Annotated in this window: 15 protein-coding genes; 3 read left to right on the top strand and 12 right to left on the bottom strand. The window is 66.0% G+C overall.

Features of this window, described 5'->3' with window-relative positions; all coding sequences use genetic code 11:
• The first annotated feature begins 86 nt into the window (after nt 1-86).
• Nucleotides 87-1,445, top strand: coding sequence for a bifunctional phosphopantothenoylcysteine decarboxylase/phosphopantothenate synthase (locus AC1AYN_RS01025; RefSeq protein ID WP_476531542.1), 1,359 nt, complete (start codon nt 87-89; stop codon nt 1,443-1,445).
• Between the two features lie 68 nt (nt 1,446-1,513).
• Nucleotides 1,514-2,278: a type III pantothenate kinase gene (locus AC1AYN_RS01020; protein WP_476502544.1), complete on the top strand. Its 765-nt coding sequence runs from the start codon at nt 1,514-1,516 to the stop codon at nt 2,276-2,278.
• 55 nt (nt 2,279-2,333) lie between these two features.
• Here the strand turns inward: AC1AYN_RS01020 and AC1AYN_RS01015 are convergent, their stop codons facing one another.
• The 5 genes from AC1AYN_RS01015 to AC1AYN_RS00995 all read right to left on the bottom strand — a co-directional run bounded on the left by AC1AYN_RS01015 (nt 2,334) and on the right by AC1AYN_RS00995 (nt 9,993).
• Complete coding sequence (locus tag AC1AYN_RS01015) at nt 2,334-3,761, bottom strand: ABC transporter substrate-binding protein (protein WP_476531540.1); 1,428 nt, start codon at nt 3,759-3,761, stop codon at nt 2,334-2,336.
• A gap of 133 nt (nt 3,762-3,894) precedes the next feature.
• On the bottom strand, nt 3,895-5,235 hold the full coding sequence (locus tag AC1AYN_RS01010; protein WP_476531539.1) for an ABC transporter substrate-binding protein: 1,341 nt from the start codon (nt 5,233-5,235) through the stop codon (nt 3,895-3,897).
• A gap of 276 nt (nt 5,236-5,511) precedes the next feature.
• On the bottom strand, nt 5,512-7,590 hold the full coding sequence (locus AC1AYN_RS01005; protein WP_476502541.1) for a beta-galactosidase: 2,079 nt from the start codon (nt 7,588-7,590) through the stop codon (nt 5,512-5,514).
• Between the two features lie 472 nt (nt 7,591-8,062).
• Complete coding sequence (locus AC1AYN_RS01000; RefSeq protein WP_476531537.1) at nt 8,063-9,064, bottom strand: carbohydrate ABC transporter permease; 1,002 nt, start codon at nt 9,062-9,064, stop codon at nt 8,063-8,065.
• Complete coding sequence (locus AC1AYN_RS00995) at nt 9,061-9,993, bottom strand: carbohydrate ABC transporter permease (protein WP_476531535.1); 933 nt, start codon at nt 9,991-9,993, stop codon at nt 9,061-9,063. Before AC1AYN_RS00995 ends, AC1AYN_RS01000 begins: the two co-directional genes overlap by 4 nt.
• Nucleotides 9,994-10,206: 213 nt before the next feature.
• Here AC1AYN_RS00995 and AC1AYN_RS00990 point away from each other — a divergent pair, with 213 nt between their 5' ends.
• Nucleotides 10,207-11,196: a LacI family DNA-binding transcriptional regulator gene (locus AC1AYN_RS00990; RefSeq protein ID WP_476502535.1), complete on the top strand. Its 990-nt coding sequence runs from the start codon at nt 10,207-10,209 to the stop codon at nt 11,194-11,196.
• Nucleotides 11,197-11,394: 198 nt separating this feature from the next.
• Here AC1AYN_RS00990 and garR read toward each other — a convergent pair whose 3' ends face one another.
• The 7 genes from garR to AC1AYN_RS00955 form a co-directional block, all read right to left on the bottom strand.
• The gene (gene garR / locus AC1AYN_RS00985) at nt 11,395-12,288 is read right to left on the bottom strand and encodes a 2-hydroxy-3-oxopropionate reductase (RefSeq protein ID WP_476532292.1); all 894 of its coding nucleotides are present in this window, start codon (nt 12,286-12,288) and stop codon (nt 11,395-11,397) included.
• A gap of 66 nt (nt 12,289-12,354) precedes the next feature.
• On the bottom strand, nt 12,355-13,497 hold the full coding sequence (locus AC1AYN_RS00980; protein ID WP_476531533.1) for a glycerate kinase: 1,143 nt from the start codon (nt 13,495-13,497) through the stop codon (nt 12,355-12,357).
• A gap of 20 nt (nt 13,498-13,517) precedes the next feature.
• Nucleotides 13,518-14,267 (bottom strand): pseudouridine synthase, encoded by a 750-nt coding sequence (locus AC1AYN_RS00975; protein ID WP_476531531.1) that lies wholly within the window; start codon nt 14,265-14,267, stop codon nt 13,518-13,520.
• A complete protein-coding gene (gene glmS / locus AC1AYN_RS00970) occupies nt 14,267-16,159 on the bottom strand; it encodes a glutamine--fructose-6-phosphate transaminase (isomerizing) (RefSeq protein WP_476502431.1) in 1,893 nt (630 codons plus the stop codon). Before glmS ends, AC1AYN_RS00975 begins: the two co-directional genes overlap by 1 nt.
• A 195-nt stretch (nt 16,160-16,354) precedes the next feature.
• The gene (locus tag AC1AYN_RS00965) at nt 16,355-17,173 is read right to left on the bottom strand and encodes an amino acid ABC transporter ATP-binding protein (RefSeq protein ID WP_476502432.1); all 819 of its coding nucleotides are present in this window, start codon (nt 17,171-17,173) and stop codon (nt 16,355-16,357) included.
• A gap of 19 nt (nt 17,174-17,192) precedes the next feature.
• Nucleotides 17,193-18,176: an amino acid ABC transporter permease gene (locus AC1AYN_RS00960; RefSeq protein ID WP_476502433.1), complete on the bottom strand. Its 984-nt coding sequence runs from the start codon at nt 18,174-18,176 to the stop codon at nt 17,193-17,195.
• 25 nt (nt 18,177-18,201) lie between these two features.
• On the bottom strand, nt 18,202-19,140 hold the full coding sequence (locus AC1AYN_RS00955; protein ID WP_476502434.1) for an ABC transporter substrate-binding protein: 939 nt from the start codon (nt 19,138-19,140) through the stop codon (nt 18,202-18,204).
• Nucleotides 19,141-19,171 lie beyond the last annotated feature (31 nt).

The following is a 19,171-nucleotide window of genomic DNA, read 5'->3' as shown; positions in this document are numbered from 1 at the left end:
CGACGGGTGGTCCGCGGCGACCGCAGTGCACGGCGGCATCGGCATAGGTTCGACCGGGATTCCCGGCCGGGAGGCTTTTCACAACCATGGCACGTATTCTTCTGGGGGTCACCGGCAGCATCGCCGCGTTCAAGGCCTGCCATCTCGCGTCCGACTGGACGAAGGCGGGGCACACGGTCCGCGTGGTCGAGACGGCGGCGGCGGAACGGTTCGTCACGCCGCTCACCTTCACCTCGCTGACCGGCGAACCGACGCGCACCGCGATGTTCCCCGACTCCCCCGCCGTCCCCGGCGATGTGGCCGCGAATCCGGCCCCGGCGACCATCAACCATGTGAAGGACGCCGCCTGGGCGGACCTGCTGGTCGTGGCGCCGGCGAGCGCCGACGTGATCGCGCGCATCGCCGCCGGGATGGCCGACGACACACTCACCTCCACGATCCTCGCCTACGAGGGCCCGAAGCTCCTGTGCCCGGCGATGAACGTACACATGTACGACAATCCGGCCACGCAACGCAACATCGGCGTCTGCCGTGATTTCGGCTGGACGGTGCTCGATCCGGCGTCCGGCACGCTCGCCTGCGGCGACACGGGCCGCGGCCGCATGCCCGAGCCGGAGGAAATCGAACGGGCGGCCGCCGCGCTGCTGGCGGGCGGCGACGGGCATGACGCCGCGGACGCGCGCGACGATCACGACGGACACGCCGACGCGGACGATACGCCGACCGAGCGCATCGACGGGGCGGATTCCCATGGCGCGACCGCATCCCTGCCGCTCAGGGGCCTCAACGTGCTGGTCACGGCGGGACCGACGCAGGAGCCGCTCGACCCGGTGCGGTACCTGACGAACCATTCGACCGGCAAGATGGGCTACGCGCTGGCCGCGTCGGCGGCCGAGCTGGGCGCGCACGTCACGCTGGTCTCCGGCCCGGTCTCGCTGGCGGAGCCGGAGGGCGTGGACGTCGTGCACGTGACCACGGCGCGCGACATGTTCGAGGCGGTGTCGGATTCGTTCGCCGCGGCGGACATCACGGTGATGGCGGCGGCGGTCGGCGACTTCCGCGTCGACGACGTCGCCCCGGAGAAGATCAAGAAGGCGGGGCGCGAGTCGATCACGCTGACGCTCGTGGCGAATCCGGACATCCTCGCGTGGGCGGGCGGACGCAAGCGCGACGACGGCTCGCAGGTGCTGTGCGGGTTCGCGATGGAGACCGAGCATCTGGTGCGCAACGCGGCCAGGAAGCTCGCCGGCAAGCATTGCGACATGCTCGTGGCGAACGATCTGCGCGAGCCTGGCGCCGGATTCGCGACGGACACGAACGTGGTGACCGTACTCACGCCGGGCGGCAAGGACGAGCAGACCCCGCACATCGAGCACTGGGACCTGATGGACAAGACCGCCCTCGCCAAGCGCCTGCTCCTCCGTCTCGCCGCCCTGCGCAAGTAACCACGGCATCGGCCCCGGGCCGATACCATCCATCACCTCCCTCTGACGAATCAAAGGAGATACGCATCATGCTGATGGCCGTCGATATCGGCAACACGAACATCGTGATCGGTTTTCTGGAGGGCGACCGCATCGTCGGCTCCTACCGCATCACCACGAAGGCGACGCACACGTCGGACGAGTACGGGCTCATGATCACGCAGTACCTCGCGCTGAGCCACTACACGGCCCGCGACGTGGACGACGTGATCGTCTGCTCGGTGGTGCCGAAGGTCATGTACTCGTTCCGTTCGTCGATCATCAAGTTCCTCGGCATGGAGCCGATGATCGTCGGACCGGGCATCAAGACCGGCATGAACATCCGTCTCGACGATCCGAAGACGCTCGGCTCGGACTGCATCGCCGACTGCGCGGGCGCCTACCACACGTACGGCGGGCCGATCCTGGTGGCCGACTTCGGCACGGCGACGACGTTCAACTACGTGGACGGGACCGGCACGATCGTCTCCGGATTCATCACGACGGGCATCCGCACCGGCGCCGAGGCGCTGTGGGGCCAGACCGCGCAGCTGCCGGAGGTGGAGATCACGCGTCCGAAGTCGATTCTGGCGACGAACACACGCACCGCCATGCAGGCGGGTCTCTACTACACGTTCCTCGGCGGCATCGAACGCACGATCGACCAGTTCCGCAGGGAGATCGACGAGCCGTTCCAGGTGGTGGCGACGGGCGGGTTGAGCCGCATCTTCAAGGACGACACGGACATGATCGACATCTACGATCCGGACCTGATCTTCAAGGGCATGGCGTACATCTACTCGCGCAACGCGTGAGCGGGGCCGGAGCCGGGGCCGGAGCCGAAGCCGGGTGGGGGCCGGCTTCGGCCCGTCAGCGGCTGAGCACGTTGAAGCCCTGGTTCACGCCGTATTCGCGCACGTCGGCCTGCCAGGCGGCGATGCCCTTCCTGAGGGTGATCTTCTCGCCCGGGTTCTCGCGCGGCTGCAGCGGGTTGCCGTCCTCGTCGGTCATGCCGAGGCGGATCTCATGGCGGCGTTTGACATACGACTGCCAGGCGCTCGACCACCGGTAGGATTTGCCGACGGTGGCGCGGAAGTCGGATCGCGCGTACACCTCGAACGGCAGGTACTGGTAGCCGACGGACACGTTCTCGGCCGCGTCGGCGAGCACCCGGTTGAACTGCTGTCCGCCGAAGTACGGGATGTCGATGCCGTTGGAGGCGCGCACGGTGGTCTTGGTAAGGAATTCGCGGCTGGACAGCGTGGCGAGGTCGGCGGGGAACGAGCCGCCGGCGACGCGCGCCTCGATGCCCTGCCGGTCGTGCGTGACGAAGTCGACGAAGCGGTAGGCGGCCTCCGGCTTGCGCGTGGATTGGAGGACGGTCATCGCCGATCCGCCGTTCTCCGCGTTGGTGGGCTGCCCGTCGGGCGTGGGCATCGGCGCGACGCGCCACAGTCCGGCGGCGCCGAGCACGTTCGACAGCAGCATCGACGGCATCCACGCGCCGGAGAACACGGAGGCGATGTCGCCGGTGCCGAGCGCGCGCTTCCAGCTGTCCGACCATGTGGTGCGGTGCGTGTCGATGAGTCCTTCGTCGATCATCTTCTGCCAGAACGCGGTGAACCGTTTCGTGCCGTCGTCGCCGGTCAGGTTCACGGTGACGGTCTTGCCGTCCGGACTGGTGTGGAACGGCTGTCCGCCGGCGAGCCAGATCATCGCGTCGTAGAAGCTGGCGTCGCCCGCGTCGGCGGCGATGTACACGCCGATCTGCTTGAGTTTCTTCGCCGCCTCGTAGTAGTCGTCCCAGGTCCTGATCTGCGAGGCGTCGACACCGACCTGGTCGAACACGGATTTGTTGTAGAAGAACGCCATCGGGCCGGAATCCATCGGCAGGCCGTAGACGCGCCCGGCGAGCTGGACGCTCGACCAGGTGCCGGGCGTGTAGAAGTTCACGTAGTCGTCGCCCACGTAGTCGGAGATGTCGAGCAGCTGGCCGGACACGGCGTACTGCAGGAGCGCGAAGTATTCGATCTGCGCCACGTCGGGCATGCCGTAGCCGTCCTGGATGGCGGTGTTGAGGTCCTCGTAGCCGGAGATGTTCCGCAGTTCGACGACGACGTCCGGATTGTCCTGTTCGAAGCGGTCGACGACCTCCTCCATGCTCGGCTCCCAGCTCCACACGGTGATGTGCGTGCGCGTGTCCGTCGCGGCGCCGCATGCGGCGGCCGCGACGACGGCGAGCGAGGCGCACGCCACGGCGGCGGCGCGTCTGATCCGTGCGACGATTCGTGATGCCATGCCGACCAGTCTACACACCGGGGCCGCGCTGTTCCGGGCATGGGAAAGCCCCGTCGGTCGCGGGGAACGACGGGGCTTGGGATTCCATCGGCTCATCCCGTCATGGGATGCCGCCGAATCAAGGCTCGGAGGCTCACTTGACGGTGAAGCCCTGGTCCTTGCCGTAGTCCTGCAGGGCCTTCTGCCAGGCGGCGATGCCGTCGGAGAGCTTCTGGTCGCCGGTGTAGGACTTGCCCATGTAGTCACCGAAGATGGTGCGGGCCTTGACCTCGAAGGGCAGGAACTGGTAGTCGGAGGAGACGTCCTCGGCCGCCTGGGCGAGGACCTCGTTGTACTTCTGGCCGCCGAAGTAGTCGACGTCCTGGCCTTCGGAGTTCTTCACCGTGGTGGCGTTCTTGAAGGAATCGGACTCCATCGACTTCTTGTCGGCCGGGAAGGCGCCGCCGGCCACACGGGTGGCCACGCCGTCTCCGTGGTTCGCGTACTCGATGAACTTGTACGCGGCGTCGGACTTGGTGGAGGACTTCAGCACGGCCAGCGAGGAGCCGCCGTTCTCGGAGTTGGTGGCGGAGCCGTCGGCGGTCGGCATCGGGGCGACGCGCCACTTGCCGGCGCCCGCGGCCGCGGAGTTGGCCAGGTTGGCCGGCATCCACGCGCCGGTGAGCAGGGAGGCGATGGTGCCGTCGGTCATGCCCTTGAACCAGTCCTCGGACCAGCCGGTGGTCTTGGTGTCGAGCAGGCCCTCGTCGAGCATCTTCTGCCAGAAGTCGTTGAACTCCTTGACCTTCTCGTCGCCGGTGAGGTTGATGGTCACCTCGGAGCCGTCGGAGGAGGTCTTGAACGGGGTGGCGCCCGCCAGCCAGGTCATCGAATCGTAGAAGCCGGCGTCACCGGTGTCGGAGGTGATGTAGTAGTTGTCGCCGAGGGCGTGGATCTTCTTGGCGGCCTGGTAGTAGTCGTCCCAGGTCTTGATCTGGGTGGCGTCGACGCCGGCCTTGTCGAAGACGTCCTTGTTGTAGAAGAACGCCATCGGGCCGGAATCCATCGGCAGGCCGTAGACCTTGCCGGCGAACTGCACGGAGGCCCACGGGCCGGGCGTGTAGAAGTCCTTGTAGCCGGAGGTCTTGTCGGTGATGTCGAGCAGGTTGCCCTTGATGGCGTACTGCGGGATCGCGTAGTACTCGATCTGGGCGACGTCCGGGGCGCCGGAGCCGGCCTCGATCGCGTTGTCGAGCTGCGTGTACTCCTTGGTGTTGGTACCGACGTTCTTGAGGTTGACCTTGATGCCGGTCTTCTTCGTGAAGTCCTTCGCCACCTGGGTCAGCGTGGGCTCCCAGGCCCACACGGTGATCTCCTTGGCGTCCTTCTCCTGAGCCGGCTGCGAGTTGGTATCGGAACCGCAGGCCGCGACGCTGGCGAGCATCGCGATCGCGCCGGTCAGCGCGATGGCCTTCTTCGCATTGGTGAACTTCATCGTCCTTGTGCTCCTTCCCTTCGACCGTCCGTCCGGCCGAAGACCTGTTGTCTACCACTTCCATCGACGACTCCGGGATTCGTACGATCCTGAACTCCCGGCCGTGGGAATCCGTTGTGGTTCCTACCTTCTTCGTCATTGATGGTTGCGATAACATCAATTATACATATAACGCGATATTCCGCCACCCGGTCCGGCGTGTTATCGCAACCACACCGGTCGCGGCCACGACGGACCGGACGGGGCCGCGACCGGGATGGGCGCGGTCCCGTTCCGTCACAGCTTGACGACGAGGACGCCGTTCGGCTGGATGGCGGCCGTATGCTCGCTGTCGTTGACCTGGGCGAGCGAGGCGACGAGCGGCTTGCCCTCCACGTCCACGACGGCCACGTCGTGCGTGCGGTTGAACAGGAACACGAAGTGGTTCTCGTCCGTCACGTCCGCGCGTTCGATGCGCAGCACCTCGCCGCGGTCGTCCTCGGCCGGGATCTCGACGCCGAGCACGTCGAGGATCTCCGGCAGGCTCGTCGCCAGCCCCTCGCGCCCGAGCTTCGCGCCGACGTACACGGCCTTGCCGTCGCCGAAATCGTTGACGGTGATGGCGGGCGCGCCGTCGAAGCCGGTCCACTTGTCGGCCTTGAAGGTCTCGAGCACGCGGGTCGTCTCGGCCACGGAGCCGATCACGTCGGCGATGTCGTGCGCGACGGCGCCGTTCGAGAGGTCCAGATGGTCCATCGTGCCGGGGAAGTCGTCGCCCATCGGCGCGTGCTCCTCGACGCGCACGCCGACGACGTCGCGGATCGAGCCGGGGTAGCCGCCGAGCCAGATGTGGTCGCGTTCGTCGGACAGTCCCGTGTAGTAGGTGACGATGACCTTGCCGCCGTTCGCCACGTACTCGCGCACGCGGCGCGACGTCTCCTCGGAGAGGATGTAGACGGCGGGCAGCACGACGGTGTCGTAGCCGTCCCAGTCGCCGCGCACCGGCACCACGTCGGCGGTGACGCCGACGTCGGCGAGGGCGCGGAACCAGTCGAGCGGCTCGGTCCAGTGGCGCACGTTCTGGGTGGGCGTCGCGGTGTGCTCGGTGGCCCACTGCGACTCGTAGTCGAAGACCACGGCCACCTTGGACTTGACGAGCGTGGTGCCGAGAAGGCCTTCGTCGGCGAGCAGGTTCAGGTCGTCGCCGAGTTCGCACACGTCGCGGAACACCTGCGAGTCGGGGCCCGCGTGGGGAACCATCGCGGAGTGCCACTTCTCGGCGCCTGCCTTGGACTGGCGCCACTGGAAGTAGCAGATCGCGTCCGCGCCCATGGCGAGATGCGCGAGCGAGTCGCGCACGAGCTCACCCGGCTCGTTGCGGTAGTTGATCGGACGCCAGTTCACGGACGACGTGGAGTGCTCCATGAGGAACCACGGATGCTTGCGCGCGATGCCGTCGGTGAGGGACGCCGAGTAGGCGAGCTCGTCGAGATGCGCCTCGCCGGGCGTGAAGTAGTGGTCGTTGGACACGAAGTCGACGTCGTAGCCCCACTTGTCGTAGTCGAGGCCGGTGCCGCCGGCGGAGACCATGAAGTTCGTGGTCTGCGGCTTGGGTGCGATCTCGAGCAGCGTGTCGCGTTCGGCCTTGTAGAAGTCGAGCAGCGCGTCGGAGCTGAAACGCTTCCAGTCGAGCAGCTTGCCCGGGTTCATGAAGTTGCCGTCGCCGATGAAGCGCGGCGGGATGATCTCGGAGAAGTCGTTCATGTGCTGCGCCCAGAACGCGGTGCCCCACGCCTCGTTGACGGCCTCGATCGTGCCGTAGCGCTTCTCGCACCAGTCACGGAAGGCGCGCGCGGCGTCGTCCGAGTAGTCGAAGCGGTTGTGGCAGCCGTACTCGTTGCTCACATGCCAGGCGACCACATACGGGTTGTCCTTGTAGTGCTCGGCCATCTTGCGGCACAGCTTCAGCGCGTAGTCGAGGAAGACCGGGCTGGTGGCGCGCCAATGCTGGCGGGCGCCGGGCTGGCACACGTCGCCGCGGTAGTCGACCCAGAGGATCTCCGGGTGCGCCTGCGTCATCCACATCGGCGGCGAGGCGGTGCCGGAGGCGAGGTCGACGGCGATGCCGGCCTTGCCGAGTTTGTCGATCACGCGGTCGAGCCAGTCGAAATCGTATTCGCCCTCACGCGGTTCGAGCTTCGCCCAACTGAAGATGGCGACGGACACGAGGTTGACGCCGGCCTCCTTCATCAGGGTGATGTCCTCGTCCCACACCTCTTCGGGCCACTGGTCGGGGTTGTAGTCGCCGCCATACCAGATGCGCGGCTTGCCGCCGCCCAACGGCTGCGGCCACTGGAACGTCCTATGTTCACTCATAACAAAATCCTTAGTATCAAGCTTCGGAATCGCTCGGAATCTCGGAATCGCCCTGCGGGCGATGCGGTGCTCTCGGCTCCCCCTCAGTCGCGCTGCGCGCGACAGCTCCCCCTGAAAGGGGGCGCAGACACACCCGTTTCCCTGCTCCCCCCTTGAGGGGGAGCTGTCGGCGAAGCCGACTGAGGGGGTGGGCTCCCTCTGACGAGGGAGCTGTCCGCCGCAGGCGGACTGAGGGAGAGAAGGAGAGCGGCCTCCGGGCCGCGGGCGGACCGCATCGGCCGAAGGCCGATCCCGTTTCCCGGCCCCCTCTGACGAGGGGGCTCCCGGCGGAGCCGGGTGGGGGAGAGATACCGCCAACGTCACGAGCCGGCCATCTCTCCCTCCGCCGGCCTCGCGGCCGGCACCTCCCTCGTCAGAGGGAGGCAAGGGCACCGCACCGGCCGCAAGGCCGGTCCCGTCGCGGCCGGTCCCCTTACTCCTTGACGGCGCCGGCGGCCAGGCCGGACTGCCAGTACTTCTGCAGGCACAGGAACGCGACCACCAACGGGATGATCGTGATCAGCGAACCCGTGATCACCAGGTTCTGGATCGCCTGGCCGCCCGCCGTGGAAGCCTGGTCCTTCCACTGGTTCAAGCCGATCGTCAACGGATACCAGTCCGCGTCCTTCAACATGATCAACGGCAGGAAATAGTTGTTCCACGTCGCCACGATCGTGAACAACGCCGTCGTCACGATACCCGGCGCGAGCAACGGCAGGCTGATCTGCCAGAACGTGCGGAACTCGCTCGCACCATCCACGCGCGCCGCCTCAAGAAGCTCGGTCGGCACGGCCTGCTCCGAGAAGATCCACATCAGATACAAGCCGAACGGGCTGATCAGCGACGGGATGATCATGGCCCACGGCGTGTTCGTCAGGCCCAGCTTGGCGAACAGGAGGAACTGCGGGACCGCCAACGCGATGCCCGGCACCGAGATCGAACCGATGATCACCGCGAACACGGCCTTCCTGCCCGGGAACCGGAACTTCGCCAACGCGTAGCCGCCCATGATCGCCAACAGGGTCGCGCCGCCCGCGCCCACCACCACATACAGGAGCGTGTTCACCAGCCAACGGCCGAAGATACCATCCTGGTACGTGAACACCGTCACGATGTTGTCCCACAGGGCGAACGACTTGCCGAACCCGAGGCCGAACGTACTCGTGAAGTCGGCCTGCGTCTTCGTCGCGTTGATCATCAGATACACGAACGGGAACAGGCAGTACACCGCGAAGATCGCGCACAACACCGTCATCAGAGTGCTGCGACGCGGATTGTTCACGTTCGCGAACCCGCTCCTCTCCGCGCGGCGCCGCTCCGCGGCCTCGTCTTTGGCGACCCGCTTCTGCCTGGCCTTCTCCGCCGCCCTCGCGGCCTTCTCCTGCGCCTTGAGCTCGGCCGGAGTCAACGTCTCGATACCCGTCGTCGCACTCACTTCATCTGCTCCTTCATGCTGTTCAACTGCACCGCATACGCGATCGCCATCGTGATCACCGCCATCACGATCGCCAACGCGGCCGCATAATTCGACTGGTTACCCGAGAACGACAGGTTGTACGCGTACATGTTCGGCGTGTAGTACGTCGTGATCGCATTGCCCGGCACCATGTTCTGCAAAATGCTCGGCTCGTTGAACAACTGGAACGAACCGATGATCGAGAAGATCACCGTGATCGCCAACGAACCCCTCAGCTCCGGCAGCTTGATCGACTTCACGATCTGCCACTCCGACGCGCCATCAATGGAAGCCGCCTCATACAGCGAATGCGGGATCGTCGACAGCGAGCTGTAGAAGATCAGCATGTTATAGCCCGTGAACTCCCACGTGTTGATGTTCCCGATCGACGCCAACAACACGTTCGGCGCGAACATGTCGATATGCGTGCCCAACACGTCGTTCAGCGAACCCACCAGACCGTACTTCGCGCCATACACGAAACCCCAAATCAGGGTGGACACCACCGCCGGCACCGCATACGGCAGGAACGTCGAGATACGGAAGAACTTCGTCCCATGCAACTTCATGCTGTCGATCGCCAACGCCATCGCAGCCGCCAGGAACAACATGATCGGCACCTGCACCACCGTGAACAACGCCACACGACCCACAGAACTCCAGAACTGCTGATCACCCAACAGACGCGCATAGTTCTGCAACCCCACGAACTGCGTCCCACCGATCATCTGCTTCTTAAAGAACGAAATGTAGATCGCATACACAATCGGGATGATGAACACGAACACGAACACCACCGCAAACGGACCCATGAACTTCCAACCACGCCAATCCGCCTTATGCCGGTTCTCCCGGGCAACAGCAGAATGACGCGCCGTCGCGGCGGCGGTCACATCACTAGAGGCCATGCCAACCCTCTCCTTCGAAGGATCGTCCGAGTGACCGGTCCCATCGGAGGAACCGAACACCCTGTAAAATGTTTACGCAATCATGTTATCACCACATCCAACTTCCGCCAATCGCCGGCGCGCCTTAGCTCACAGCCGCTATGTTATATTGATAACGAAAACATAAAACTGTCATGGAGAAGAAGCGCAATGGAACGCACATCAACGGTGTCGATGCAGGATGTCGCCAAGGAAGCCGGCGTCTCACCGCAGACCGTATCCCGCGTGGCCAACGGCAGCGACGCCGTGAAGCCCGAGACGCGCCGACGCGTCGAAGCCGCGATGACCAAGCTCGGCTACCGCCCGAACTACGCGGCCCGCGCCCTGAAGCACGGGCGTTTCCAGGATATCGGCGTCGTCATGTTCAACATCGCGAGCTTCGGCAACTCCCGCATCCTCAAGGGCATCGCGATGGCTGCGGACGCCAGCGGCTACGCGGTCACCATCCACATGCTGGGCAAGGACAAGGAACGCACGCTCACCGCGGCGGTGGAGCGCATGAAGCAGCTGCCGGTGGACGGCGTGATCATCGTCATGGAGGAGAACTTGCCCGACTTCAACTCGTTCACGCCGCCACGAGACCTGCCGGTCGTGCTCATCAGCGAGGACCCCTCGGACACCTGCGCCACGATCGACGCCGACCAGCATGGCTGCTCGACCGCCATCGTCGACTACCTGCTGAGCAAGGGACACAAGACCGTCTACCACATCGCCGGCCCCTCCGCCTCCCGTGCGGCGCAGAGCCGTGCGCAGGGGTGGCGCGACGCGCTCGAGCAGATGGGCCTGCGCATCCCGCCCACCTATGTGGGCGACTGGGATGCGGACAGCGGCTATCAGGCCGGACTCGCCCTCTCCCACGACCCCGAGTGCACGGCCATCTACGCGGCGAACGACCAGATGGCGTACGGCGCGATCCTCGGCCTGCGCGCGGGCGGCCGCCGCGTCCCGGAGGACGTGAGCGTCGTCGGCGTCGACGATTCGCTGGACGGCATGGTGCCGCGCCTCGACCTGACCACGATGCGCATGAAGTTCGACGAGATCGGCCTGGAGGCGTTCTCGATGCTCAAGCGCCAGTGCGAGGGCGGTCGCGTCCCCGCCGGCGTGAAGACCGTCATCCCCACCGAACTCGTCGAACGCGGCTCCGTCCGCGACCTCACCGAATAGCCCCTCCCTCAGGCTCCCCTGTCAAGGCACCCCTCTCCTCCCTCAGGCTCCCCTTGACAGGGGAGCTGTCATGCGCAGCATGACTGAGGGGTAGACCCCACAGCCCACACATGAGCACGACAAAGGGCCTGCACCGTCCATCCGAACCGGCGCAGGCCCCTCACAGCATCAAGACGTCACGCGAAGCGCGTCATCCCCTCACTCCCCGCTCTGCAGCTTGAAGTTGTTCACCATCTCGTACCACTCGGCGATGCCGCTGTGGTCGTCGGAACCGTGGCCGTGCACCTTGAGCGACTGGAGGATCTCCATGGCCAGCGAGGTGAACGGTGCGGACACGTTGACGCCGTGCGAGGTGTCGAGCGCGTTCTGCAGGTCCTTGATGTGCAGGTCGATGCGGAAGCCCGGGGTGAAGTCGCCGTCGAAGATCTTCTGCGACTTCTGGTCCATGACCACGCTGCCGGCCAGGCCGGAGCGGATCGCCTTGTACACGTTCTCCGGGGAGACGCCGGCCTTCTTGGCGAGCGAGTACGCCTCGGAGACGGCGGCGATGTTCACGGCGACGATCATCTGGTTGGCGAGCTTGGTGATGTTGCCCGCGCCGACGCCGCCGACGAGCGTGACGGTGGAGGCCATGGTCTTGAGCAGCGGCTCGTACTTGTCGAACACGCTCTGCTCGCCGCCGACCATCACGGCGATGGTGCCGTCGATGGCCTTCGGCTCGCCGCCGGAGACCGGCGCGTCGAGGAAGTCGACGTCGAGCTTGGCGAGACGCTCGGCGAAGTCGCGGCTGGCGAGCGGGGCGATCGAGCTCATGTCGATCACGGCCTTGCCGGCGGACAGGCCTTCGGCGATGCCGTTCTCGTCGAACAGCGCGCTGCGCACGTGCGGGGAGTTCGGCAGCATGGTGATGACCACGTCGGAGGCTTCGGCGACCTCCTTGCCGTTGGCCGCGGCCTTGCCGCCGGCGGCCTCGATCGCCTCGAGCGGGGCCTTGTTGAAGTCGTAGGCGGTCACCTCGTAGCCCGCCTTGATGACGTTGAGCGCCATCGGCTTGCCCATGATTCCGAGTCCGACGAATCCGACCTTCATGATGTGTTCCTTTCGTTCTGGCCGCGATGCGCGGCCGTATCCGGTATGAAAAACTTCCTATGGAAAATGTTATGCCCGTCCCGCGCCGAGCAGGAAGGCGCGCATCGCGCTTTCGCCGGCGATCGGGATGGAGATGCTGGTGCGTGCGATGCACTCGCCGAGCGTGGCGGGCGCGGTCACGGCGGGCACGACCAGGTCGACGCCCATCTCATAGACGCGCCCCAGGTCGTCGGCACGCGAGCCGACCACGGCGACGACGGGTTTGCCGTGCCGTTTGGCGAGCCGCGCGACGCCGATCGGCGCCTTGCCGTTCGCGGACTGGGAGTCCATGCGCCCCTCGCCGGTGATGACGAGATCGACGCCGTCGAGCACGTCGTCGAGGCCGATGATGTCAAGCACCGCGTCGATGCCGCTGACGATGCGCGCCGAGCAGAAGGCGACGAGCGCCGCGCCGAGCCCGCCGGCCGCGCCCGCGCCGGGCACGCGCTCCGGGTCGCGCCCGGTCGCGTCGGCGAGCAGCCGCGCGTAGTCGTGCATCCATCCGTCGAGTTCCGGCATGCGCGCCGCGTCGATGCCCTTCTGCCGCCCGTAGACGCGCACGGCGCCGTCGGGTCCGGTAAGCGGGTTCGTCACGTCGGTGAGCGCGACGATCTCGACGTGCGCGAGACGCGGGTCCATGCCGGTCACGTCGATGGTCTTCAGTCGGCGCAGTCCGGCGAGTCCGCACGGCACCGGCGCGCCGTCGGCGTCGAGCAGGCGCGCGCCGAGCGCACGCGCCATGCCGGCGCCGCCGTCGCTGGTGGCGGAGCCGCCGAGGCCGATGACGAGACGTCGCGCACCGGCGTCGAGCGCGTCGAGCATGAGCTGTCCGACACCTTCCGTGCATGCGCCGAGCGCGTTCGGCATGTTCTGTTCGATCAGGGTGATGCCGCTCGATTCGGCCATTTCGATGATGGCGGAACGACCGGAGTCGAACAGCCCGTAGCGGGCGGTGACCGGGTCGCCGAGCGGCCCGGAGACGCGCACCTCGCGGATCTCGCCGCCACGGCCGGCGATTACGGCGTCCACCGTGCCTTCGCCGCCGTCGGCGATCGGGTACTTCACGACATCGCAGTCCGGCATGACGCGGAGCACGCCCTCCTCGAGCAGCGTCTCGACCTCAAGGCTCGACGCCGAACCCTTGAACGAGTCGGATGCCAGCAGCACACGCATGATGTCCTCCTCTCCCTCGCTTAGAGCGGCACGCGGGAGACGAATTCGCGCCGCTCCCCTGTGACCGGGTCCGTGAATGCGAGGCGTTTCGCCACGAGCGCGAGCGGCTCGCTGAAATCGTCGTAGGCGCGTTGCCGGATGCGCGGGTAGAAGTCGTCGCCGGCGATCGGCAATCCGATCGAATTCATATGCACGCGCAACTGATGCGTCTTGCCGGTCCGCGGATGCAGCGTATACGTGCGCAACGCAGGGCGCGCCGACGACGTGCTCTGTGAGCGCGCCTCCGGTACCCCCAGCTCCACCACGGTCTCCGCGTTCACCGCGCCCGGCGTCTCGTACGCCTGCAGCACCCCGCGGTCCTTGACGATGCGGGAGCGCCGCCGCAGCGGGAACACGCGCGGCGGCTCCAACCGTTCGATCGTCCCGTACTGCGGCCGCGCGACCGGCGCGCACGGCGCGAGACATTCATACGTCTTCTCCGCGCGCCGCTCCTGGAACAGCATCTGGTATGCGCCGCGCAACGCAGGGTCCCTTACGAACACGACGATGCCGGCGGTCATCCGGTCAAGACGGTGCGCCGGCACGATCGCGTCGTCGCCGTACGCCTCACGCAGGCGCATCAGCGCGGTCTCGCGGTACCACATGCCGCGCGGCGTGGTGGCGAGGAAATGCGGCTTGTCGACGACGACGATCCCCGCATCCTCATACACCACGTCCAGTTCGAACGGAATCCGCGGCTCCTCGATCACATACCGATGTCGCTTCGTCATCACTCCACGGTGACGGACTTGGCGAGGTTGCGCGGCTTGTCGACGTCGTAGCCCTTGAGCTTGGCCATGTCCATGGCGAACAGCTGCAGCGGGACCACGTCGACGAGCGGGCTCATCAGCGTCGGGCACTTCGGACGCCAGAACACGACGTCCGCATAATGCTCGACGTCCTTGTCGCCCTCTTCGGCCACGGCGATGATGTACGCGCCGCGCGCCTTCACCTCTTCGATGCCGGAGAGCACCTTGGCGTGCAGCACGTTGCGGCCGCGTTCCGGCGGCACGATGAACACGACCGGCTCGCCTTCGTCGACGAGCGCGATCGGGCCGTGCTTGAGCTCGCCGGCGGCGAAGCCCTCGGTGAACGTGTACGCGATCTCCTTGAGCTTCAACGCGCCTTCCATGGCGACCGGGTAGCCGACGTGGCGGCCGAGGAACAGGAACGACTGCGCGTTGAGCATCTGCTTCGCGGCCTTCTCGATCGCGCCGGTCTGCGTGTCGAGCACCCACTGGATCTTGCGCGGCATGTCCTTGAGCGAGTCGATGGTCTGCTGGATCTCGTCGCGGAACATCGCGCCCTTCACCTGCGCGAGGTACAGGCCGAGCACGTAGGCGGCGGTGATCTGCGCGACGAACGCCTTGGTGGAGGCGACGGCGACCTCCGGGCCGGCGTGCGTGTACAGCACGGCGTCGGATTCGCGCGGGATGGACGCGCCCTGCGTGTTGCAGATGGCGAGCACCTTGGAGCCCTGTTCGCGCGCGTGGCGCAGCGCCATGAGCGTGTCCATCGTCTCGCCGGACTGGGAGATGGCGACGACGAGCGTGCGCGGGGTGAGGATCGGGTCGCGGTAGCGGAACTCGTGCGCGAGCTCCACCTCGACGGGGATGCGCACCCAATGCTCGATCGCGTACTTGGCGACCATGCCCGCGTAGGCGGCGGTGCCGCATGCGATGACGATGATCTTGTCGATGGCCTTGAAGTCGTGTTCGTCGATGTGGATCTCGTCGAGCGTGACGTCGCCGTTCTTGTCGTAGCGGCCGAGGAGCGTGCGCTGCACGGCGGCGGGATCCTCGTGGATCTCCTTGTCCATGAACGAGTCCCATCCGCCCTTCTCGGCGGCGGAGGCGTCCCAGTCGATGGTGTAGGTCTTCGGGTTCTCGACCACGTTGCCCATGAAGTCGGTGACGATGACCTTGTCGGCGCTCACGCACACGGCCTGGTCCTGATCGACCTCCATGGCGCGCTTCGTGTACGCGACGAACGCGGCCACGTCGGAGCCGAGGAAGTTCTCGCCGTCGCCGAGGCCGACGACGAGCGGGGAGTCGTGGCGTGCGCCGACGACGATGTCCGGCTGGCGGCAGTCGGTGGCGAGGATCGTGAACGCGCCCTTGAGCATGCGCGCCATGCGCCGCACCGCCTTGAACAGGTCCGGCTTGCCTTCCTCGCGGATGATGGTGTCGACGATCTTGCCGAGCAGCTTGGCGGCGACCTCGGTGTCGGTGGCGGAGGCGAAGCGGTAACCTTCGGCCTGCAGGTCGAGGCGCAGCTGGGAGGCGTTCTCGATGATGCCGTTGTGGATGATGGCGACCTTGCCGTCCATGCTGGTGTGCGGGTGGGCGTTCACGTCGCTCGGCACGCCGTTCGTGGCCCAGCGCGTGTGCCCGATGCCGACGGTCGCCAGCGGCATCGGCTTCTTCTCGATGCTTTCGACGAGGTTGGCGAGGCGGCCCGCCTTCTTGCGCACCTCGACGTGGTCCATGCCGGGCGCGGTCAGGGCCACGCCGGCCGAATCATAGCCACGGTATTCGAGTCGCTTCAGACCTTGGAGGCAGACCTCCAGCGGTTTGCCGCACGCGGTTTCGACATGTCCTGCATATCCAACGATTCCACACATAGCTCTCTACCTTACCAAGAGACGGCAACGCGACGGACCACTTCGCGCATATAACGCAAGGCAGCCGCGAAACGAGCGATGGGCGCCGATATCCGCTGTATGACCGTAAAGACTTGGCCAGAGCGGCCCGGAGCGTGTCACTAAGCGGATATCGGCGCCCATCGCGGACACCTGAACTGCACGGAATGCTTACAACTACAGCACGTGCTGCAGGAAGTCCTTGAACCTCGGTTCGGTCGGATGGTCGATGATTTCGGGGCCGCCAGCCTCGACGACCACGCCGCCGTCCATGAACACGACCTGGTCGGCGACCTCGCGCGCGAATCCGATTTCGTGCGTGACGACGACCATCGTCATGCCCGCCTTGGCGAGCGAAAGCATGACGTTGAGGACCTCGCCGACGAGCTCGGGGTCGAGCGCGGACGTGGGCTCGTCGAACAGCATGATCTCCGGCTGCATGGCGAGGGCGCGCGCGATGGCGACGCGCTGCTGCTGACCGCCGGAGAGTTCGGCCGGATAGTAGTTGAGGCGTTCGCCGAGGCCGACGCGCTCCAGCTCCTGGATGGCGAGCTGCTTGGCCTGCGCCTTGTTCATGTGCTTGACGTGGACGGGCGCCTCCATCACGTTCTCCAGCGCGGTCATGTGCGGGAACAGGTTGAAGCGCTGGAAGACCATGCCGAGCTTGGAGCGCTGTGCGGCGATCTCCTTGTCGTTGAGGGTCTGGAGCATGTCCTGGCCGTTCCTGGTCACGTGCTTGTAGCCGATGAGCTCGCCGTCGACTTCGATGGAGCCGCCGGTGATCGTCTCGAGCTGGTTGATGAGACGCAGGAACGTGGACTTGCCGGAGCCGGAGGGTCCGAGGATCACGGTCACGGTGCCGGGCTGGACGGTCAGGTCGATGCCTTTGAGCACGTGCAGCGAGCCGAACGCCTTGTGCACCTGCGTGGCCTTGACGGCCGGCACGGCGGCGGTCGGCGTGGCGGGGATGTTCGCGGGGATGCTGGTCTGTGTCATCGTGTCTCTTCCTTCCCGCTCACGCCGTGAGCCCGCTGAACGTGGCGTCATTGAGCTTGTCGACATTGTCCTTCGGCTCGCCTTCGGTCTTGCCGGGCAGCGGCGGCTGCTTGCCGCGCGCGCCGGCCGGGCGGGCGTCGAAGCCCTTGCCGAAGTGCTTTTCGAGACGGGACTGGATGACCATCAGGATGGACGTGATGAGCAGGTACCAGATGCAGGCCACGATGAGCAGCGGGATCGGCTTGTAGATGCGGTTGGCGATCGCGTTGGTCGCGAACTGCAGTTCCAGCGTGAACGGCACGGCGAGCACGAGGGACGTGGTCTTGAGCATGCCGATGGTCTCGTTGCCGGTGGGCGGGATGATGATGCGCATGGCCTGCGGCAGGATGATGCGGCGCATGATGAGCGTGCGGTTCATGCCGAGCGCCTGCGCCGCCTCGGTCTGGCCGGGGTCGACGGCTTCGAGGCCGGCGCGCACGATCTCGGACAGGTAGGCGGCCTCGTTGAGGGCGAGGCCGATCCATGCGGCGTTGAACGCGGTGATGACCACCGAGGAGTCGATGCTCCAGAACGAGATGTCGGTGAAGGGCACGCCGAGGCTGATCTTCGGGATGAGCACGGAGAACAGGCCCCAGAACACGAGCTGCGTGTACACAGGGGTGCCGCGGAAGAACCAGATGAAGAACCAGCTCACGCCGCGCAGCACCGGGTTGATGGATTTGCGCATGATCGCGAGGATCACCGAGAGGATGATCGCGACGACCATCGAGAGCACGGTGAGGATCAGCGTGTAGCCGATGCCTTCGAGCACGTTCTCGTTGAACAGGTACTTCCAGACGGTCGGCCAGTCCAGTCGCGGATTGGTGACGAGTCCTTGGATGAGCATCGCGGCGAGCAGCACGACGATCACGGCGGCCACGACGGGCCCCGGGCTCTTGACGGGCAGCGCCTTGATGCGGTTCGGGATGTTCAGTCCTTCGCCATCGACTTGTTTCTTTGCCATGTTCGGCTCCTTAGTGGTGCTTCGCTCAGCCTTCGACGTCCGGGTTGACCTCGGCGGTCTTCAGTGCGCCGGATTCGACGCCCCAGTGCTTGAGGATCTTGTCGTAGGTGCCGTCGTCCATCAGCTTCTGCATGGCCTTCTGCACGGCTTCGACGGTGCCCGTGTCGCCCTTCTTGATGGCGATGGCGTTCGGCACGGAGTCGAAGTCCTTGCCGAGCTGTTCAAGCTGGCCGTCGGTCTGGGCGATCGCATAGCCGACGACCGGGGAGTCGGCGAAGAACACGTCGGCCTTGCCGGTGACGACGGCGGTGGTGGCGTCGGTCTGCTGCTTGGAGGACTGGATCTCGATGTCCTTCTTGCCGTCGGCCTTGCACTGCTTGGCGGTCTCGTTGATGGCGGTCTCCTCGACGGTGCCGGTCTCGACGGCGACCTTGAGGCCGCACAGGTCCTTCTCGTCGACCTTGTTCGGGTTGCCGGTCTTGACGGCGTAGGCCATGCCGGAGGTGAAGTAGGAGACGAAGTCGACGGACTTCATGCGCTCGGGGGTGATGGTGAACGCGGCCATGCCGAGATCGTACTTGGAGCCGATGGCGGGGATGATCGTGTCGAAGTTGGAGGAGACGACCTCGGTCTTGAGGCCGAAGACGTTGCCGAGCGCGCGGGCGAGGTCCATGTCGTAGCCGATCTGCGTCTTGCCGTCGGCGTCGAGGAACTCGGCCGGGGCGTAGGACGGATTGGTGCCGATGGTGAGCACGCCGTCCTTGGTGACGGATTCGGGCAGCAGCTTGGCGATCGCCTCGTCCTTCTTGACGCCGGAGACGTCGTAGCTGCCGATGGCGGCGGAGCTGGAGCCGCCGGTCGAGCCGTCGCCTTCGTCGGTGGTGCCGCATGCGGCGAGCGGCAGCAGCATGGCGACGCCGAGCGCGGCGGCCGTGATGGTCTTCATCCTGGTGGTGAACGACATGATGTCCTTCTTCTCTTGGTACTTCTTCTGG

The organism is Bifidobacterium sp. LH_413, from assembly GCF_056357015.1.
This window is presented reverse-complemented; position numbering and strand designations above follow the sequence as displayed.

Bases quoted from the DNA above. Each gene is read 5' to 3' on its own strand.
- AC1AYN_RS00990 (WP_476502535.1), top strand. From the start codon at position 10,207: ATGCAGGATGTCGCCAAGGAAGCCGGCGTCTCACCGCAGACCGTATCC.
- glmS (WP_476502431.1), bottom strand. From the start codon at position 16,159: ATGTGTGGAATCGTTGGATATGCAGGACATGTCGAAACCGCGTGCGGC.
- AC1AYN_RS01005 (WP_476502541.1), bottom strand. From the start codon at position 7,590: ATGAGTGAACATAGGACGTTCCAGTGGCCGCAGCCGTTGGGCGGCGGC.
- AC1AYN_RS01010 (WP_476531539.1), bottom strand. From the start codon at position 5,235: ATGAAGTTCACCAATGCGAAGAAGGCCATCGCGCTGACCGGCGCGATC.
- AC1AYN_RS00960 (WP_476502433.1), bottom strand. From the start codon at position 18,176: ATGGCAAAGAAACAAGTCGATGGCGAAGGACTGAACATCCCGAACCGC.
- AC1AYN_RS00975 (WP_476531531.1), bottom strand. From the start codon at position 14,267: ATGACGAAGCGACATCGGTATGTGATCGAGGAGCCGCGGATTCCGTTC.
- AC1AYN_RS00980 (WP_476531533.1), bottom strand. From the start codon at position 13,497: ATGCGTGTGCTGCTGGCATCCGACTCGTTCAAGGGTTCGGCGTCGAGC.
- AC1AYN_RS00995 (WP_476531535.1), bottom strand. From the start codon at position 9,993: ATGGCCTCTAGTGATGTGACCGCCGCCGCGACGGCGCGTCATTCTGCT.
- AC1AYN_RS01025 (WP_476531542.1), top strand. From the start codon at position 87: ATGGCACGTATTCTTCTGGGGGTCACCGGCAGCATCGCCGCGTTCAAG.
- AC1AYN_RS00965 (WP_476502432.1), bottom strand. From the start codon at position 17,173: ATGACACAGACCAGCATCCCCGCGAACATCCCCGCCACGCCGACCGCC.
- AC1AYN_RS00955 (WP_476502434.1), bottom strand. From the start codon at position 19,140: ATGTCGTTCACCACCAGGATGAAGACCATCACGGCCGCCGCGCTCGGC.
- AC1AYN_RS01015 (WP_476531540.1), bottom strand. From the start codon at position 3,761: ATGGCATCACGAATCGTCGCACGGATCAGACGCGCCGCCGCCGTGGCG.
- AC1AYN_RS01020 (WP_476502544.1), top strand. From the start codon at position 1,514: ATGCTGATGGCCGTCGATATCGGCAACACGAACATCGTGATCGGTTTT.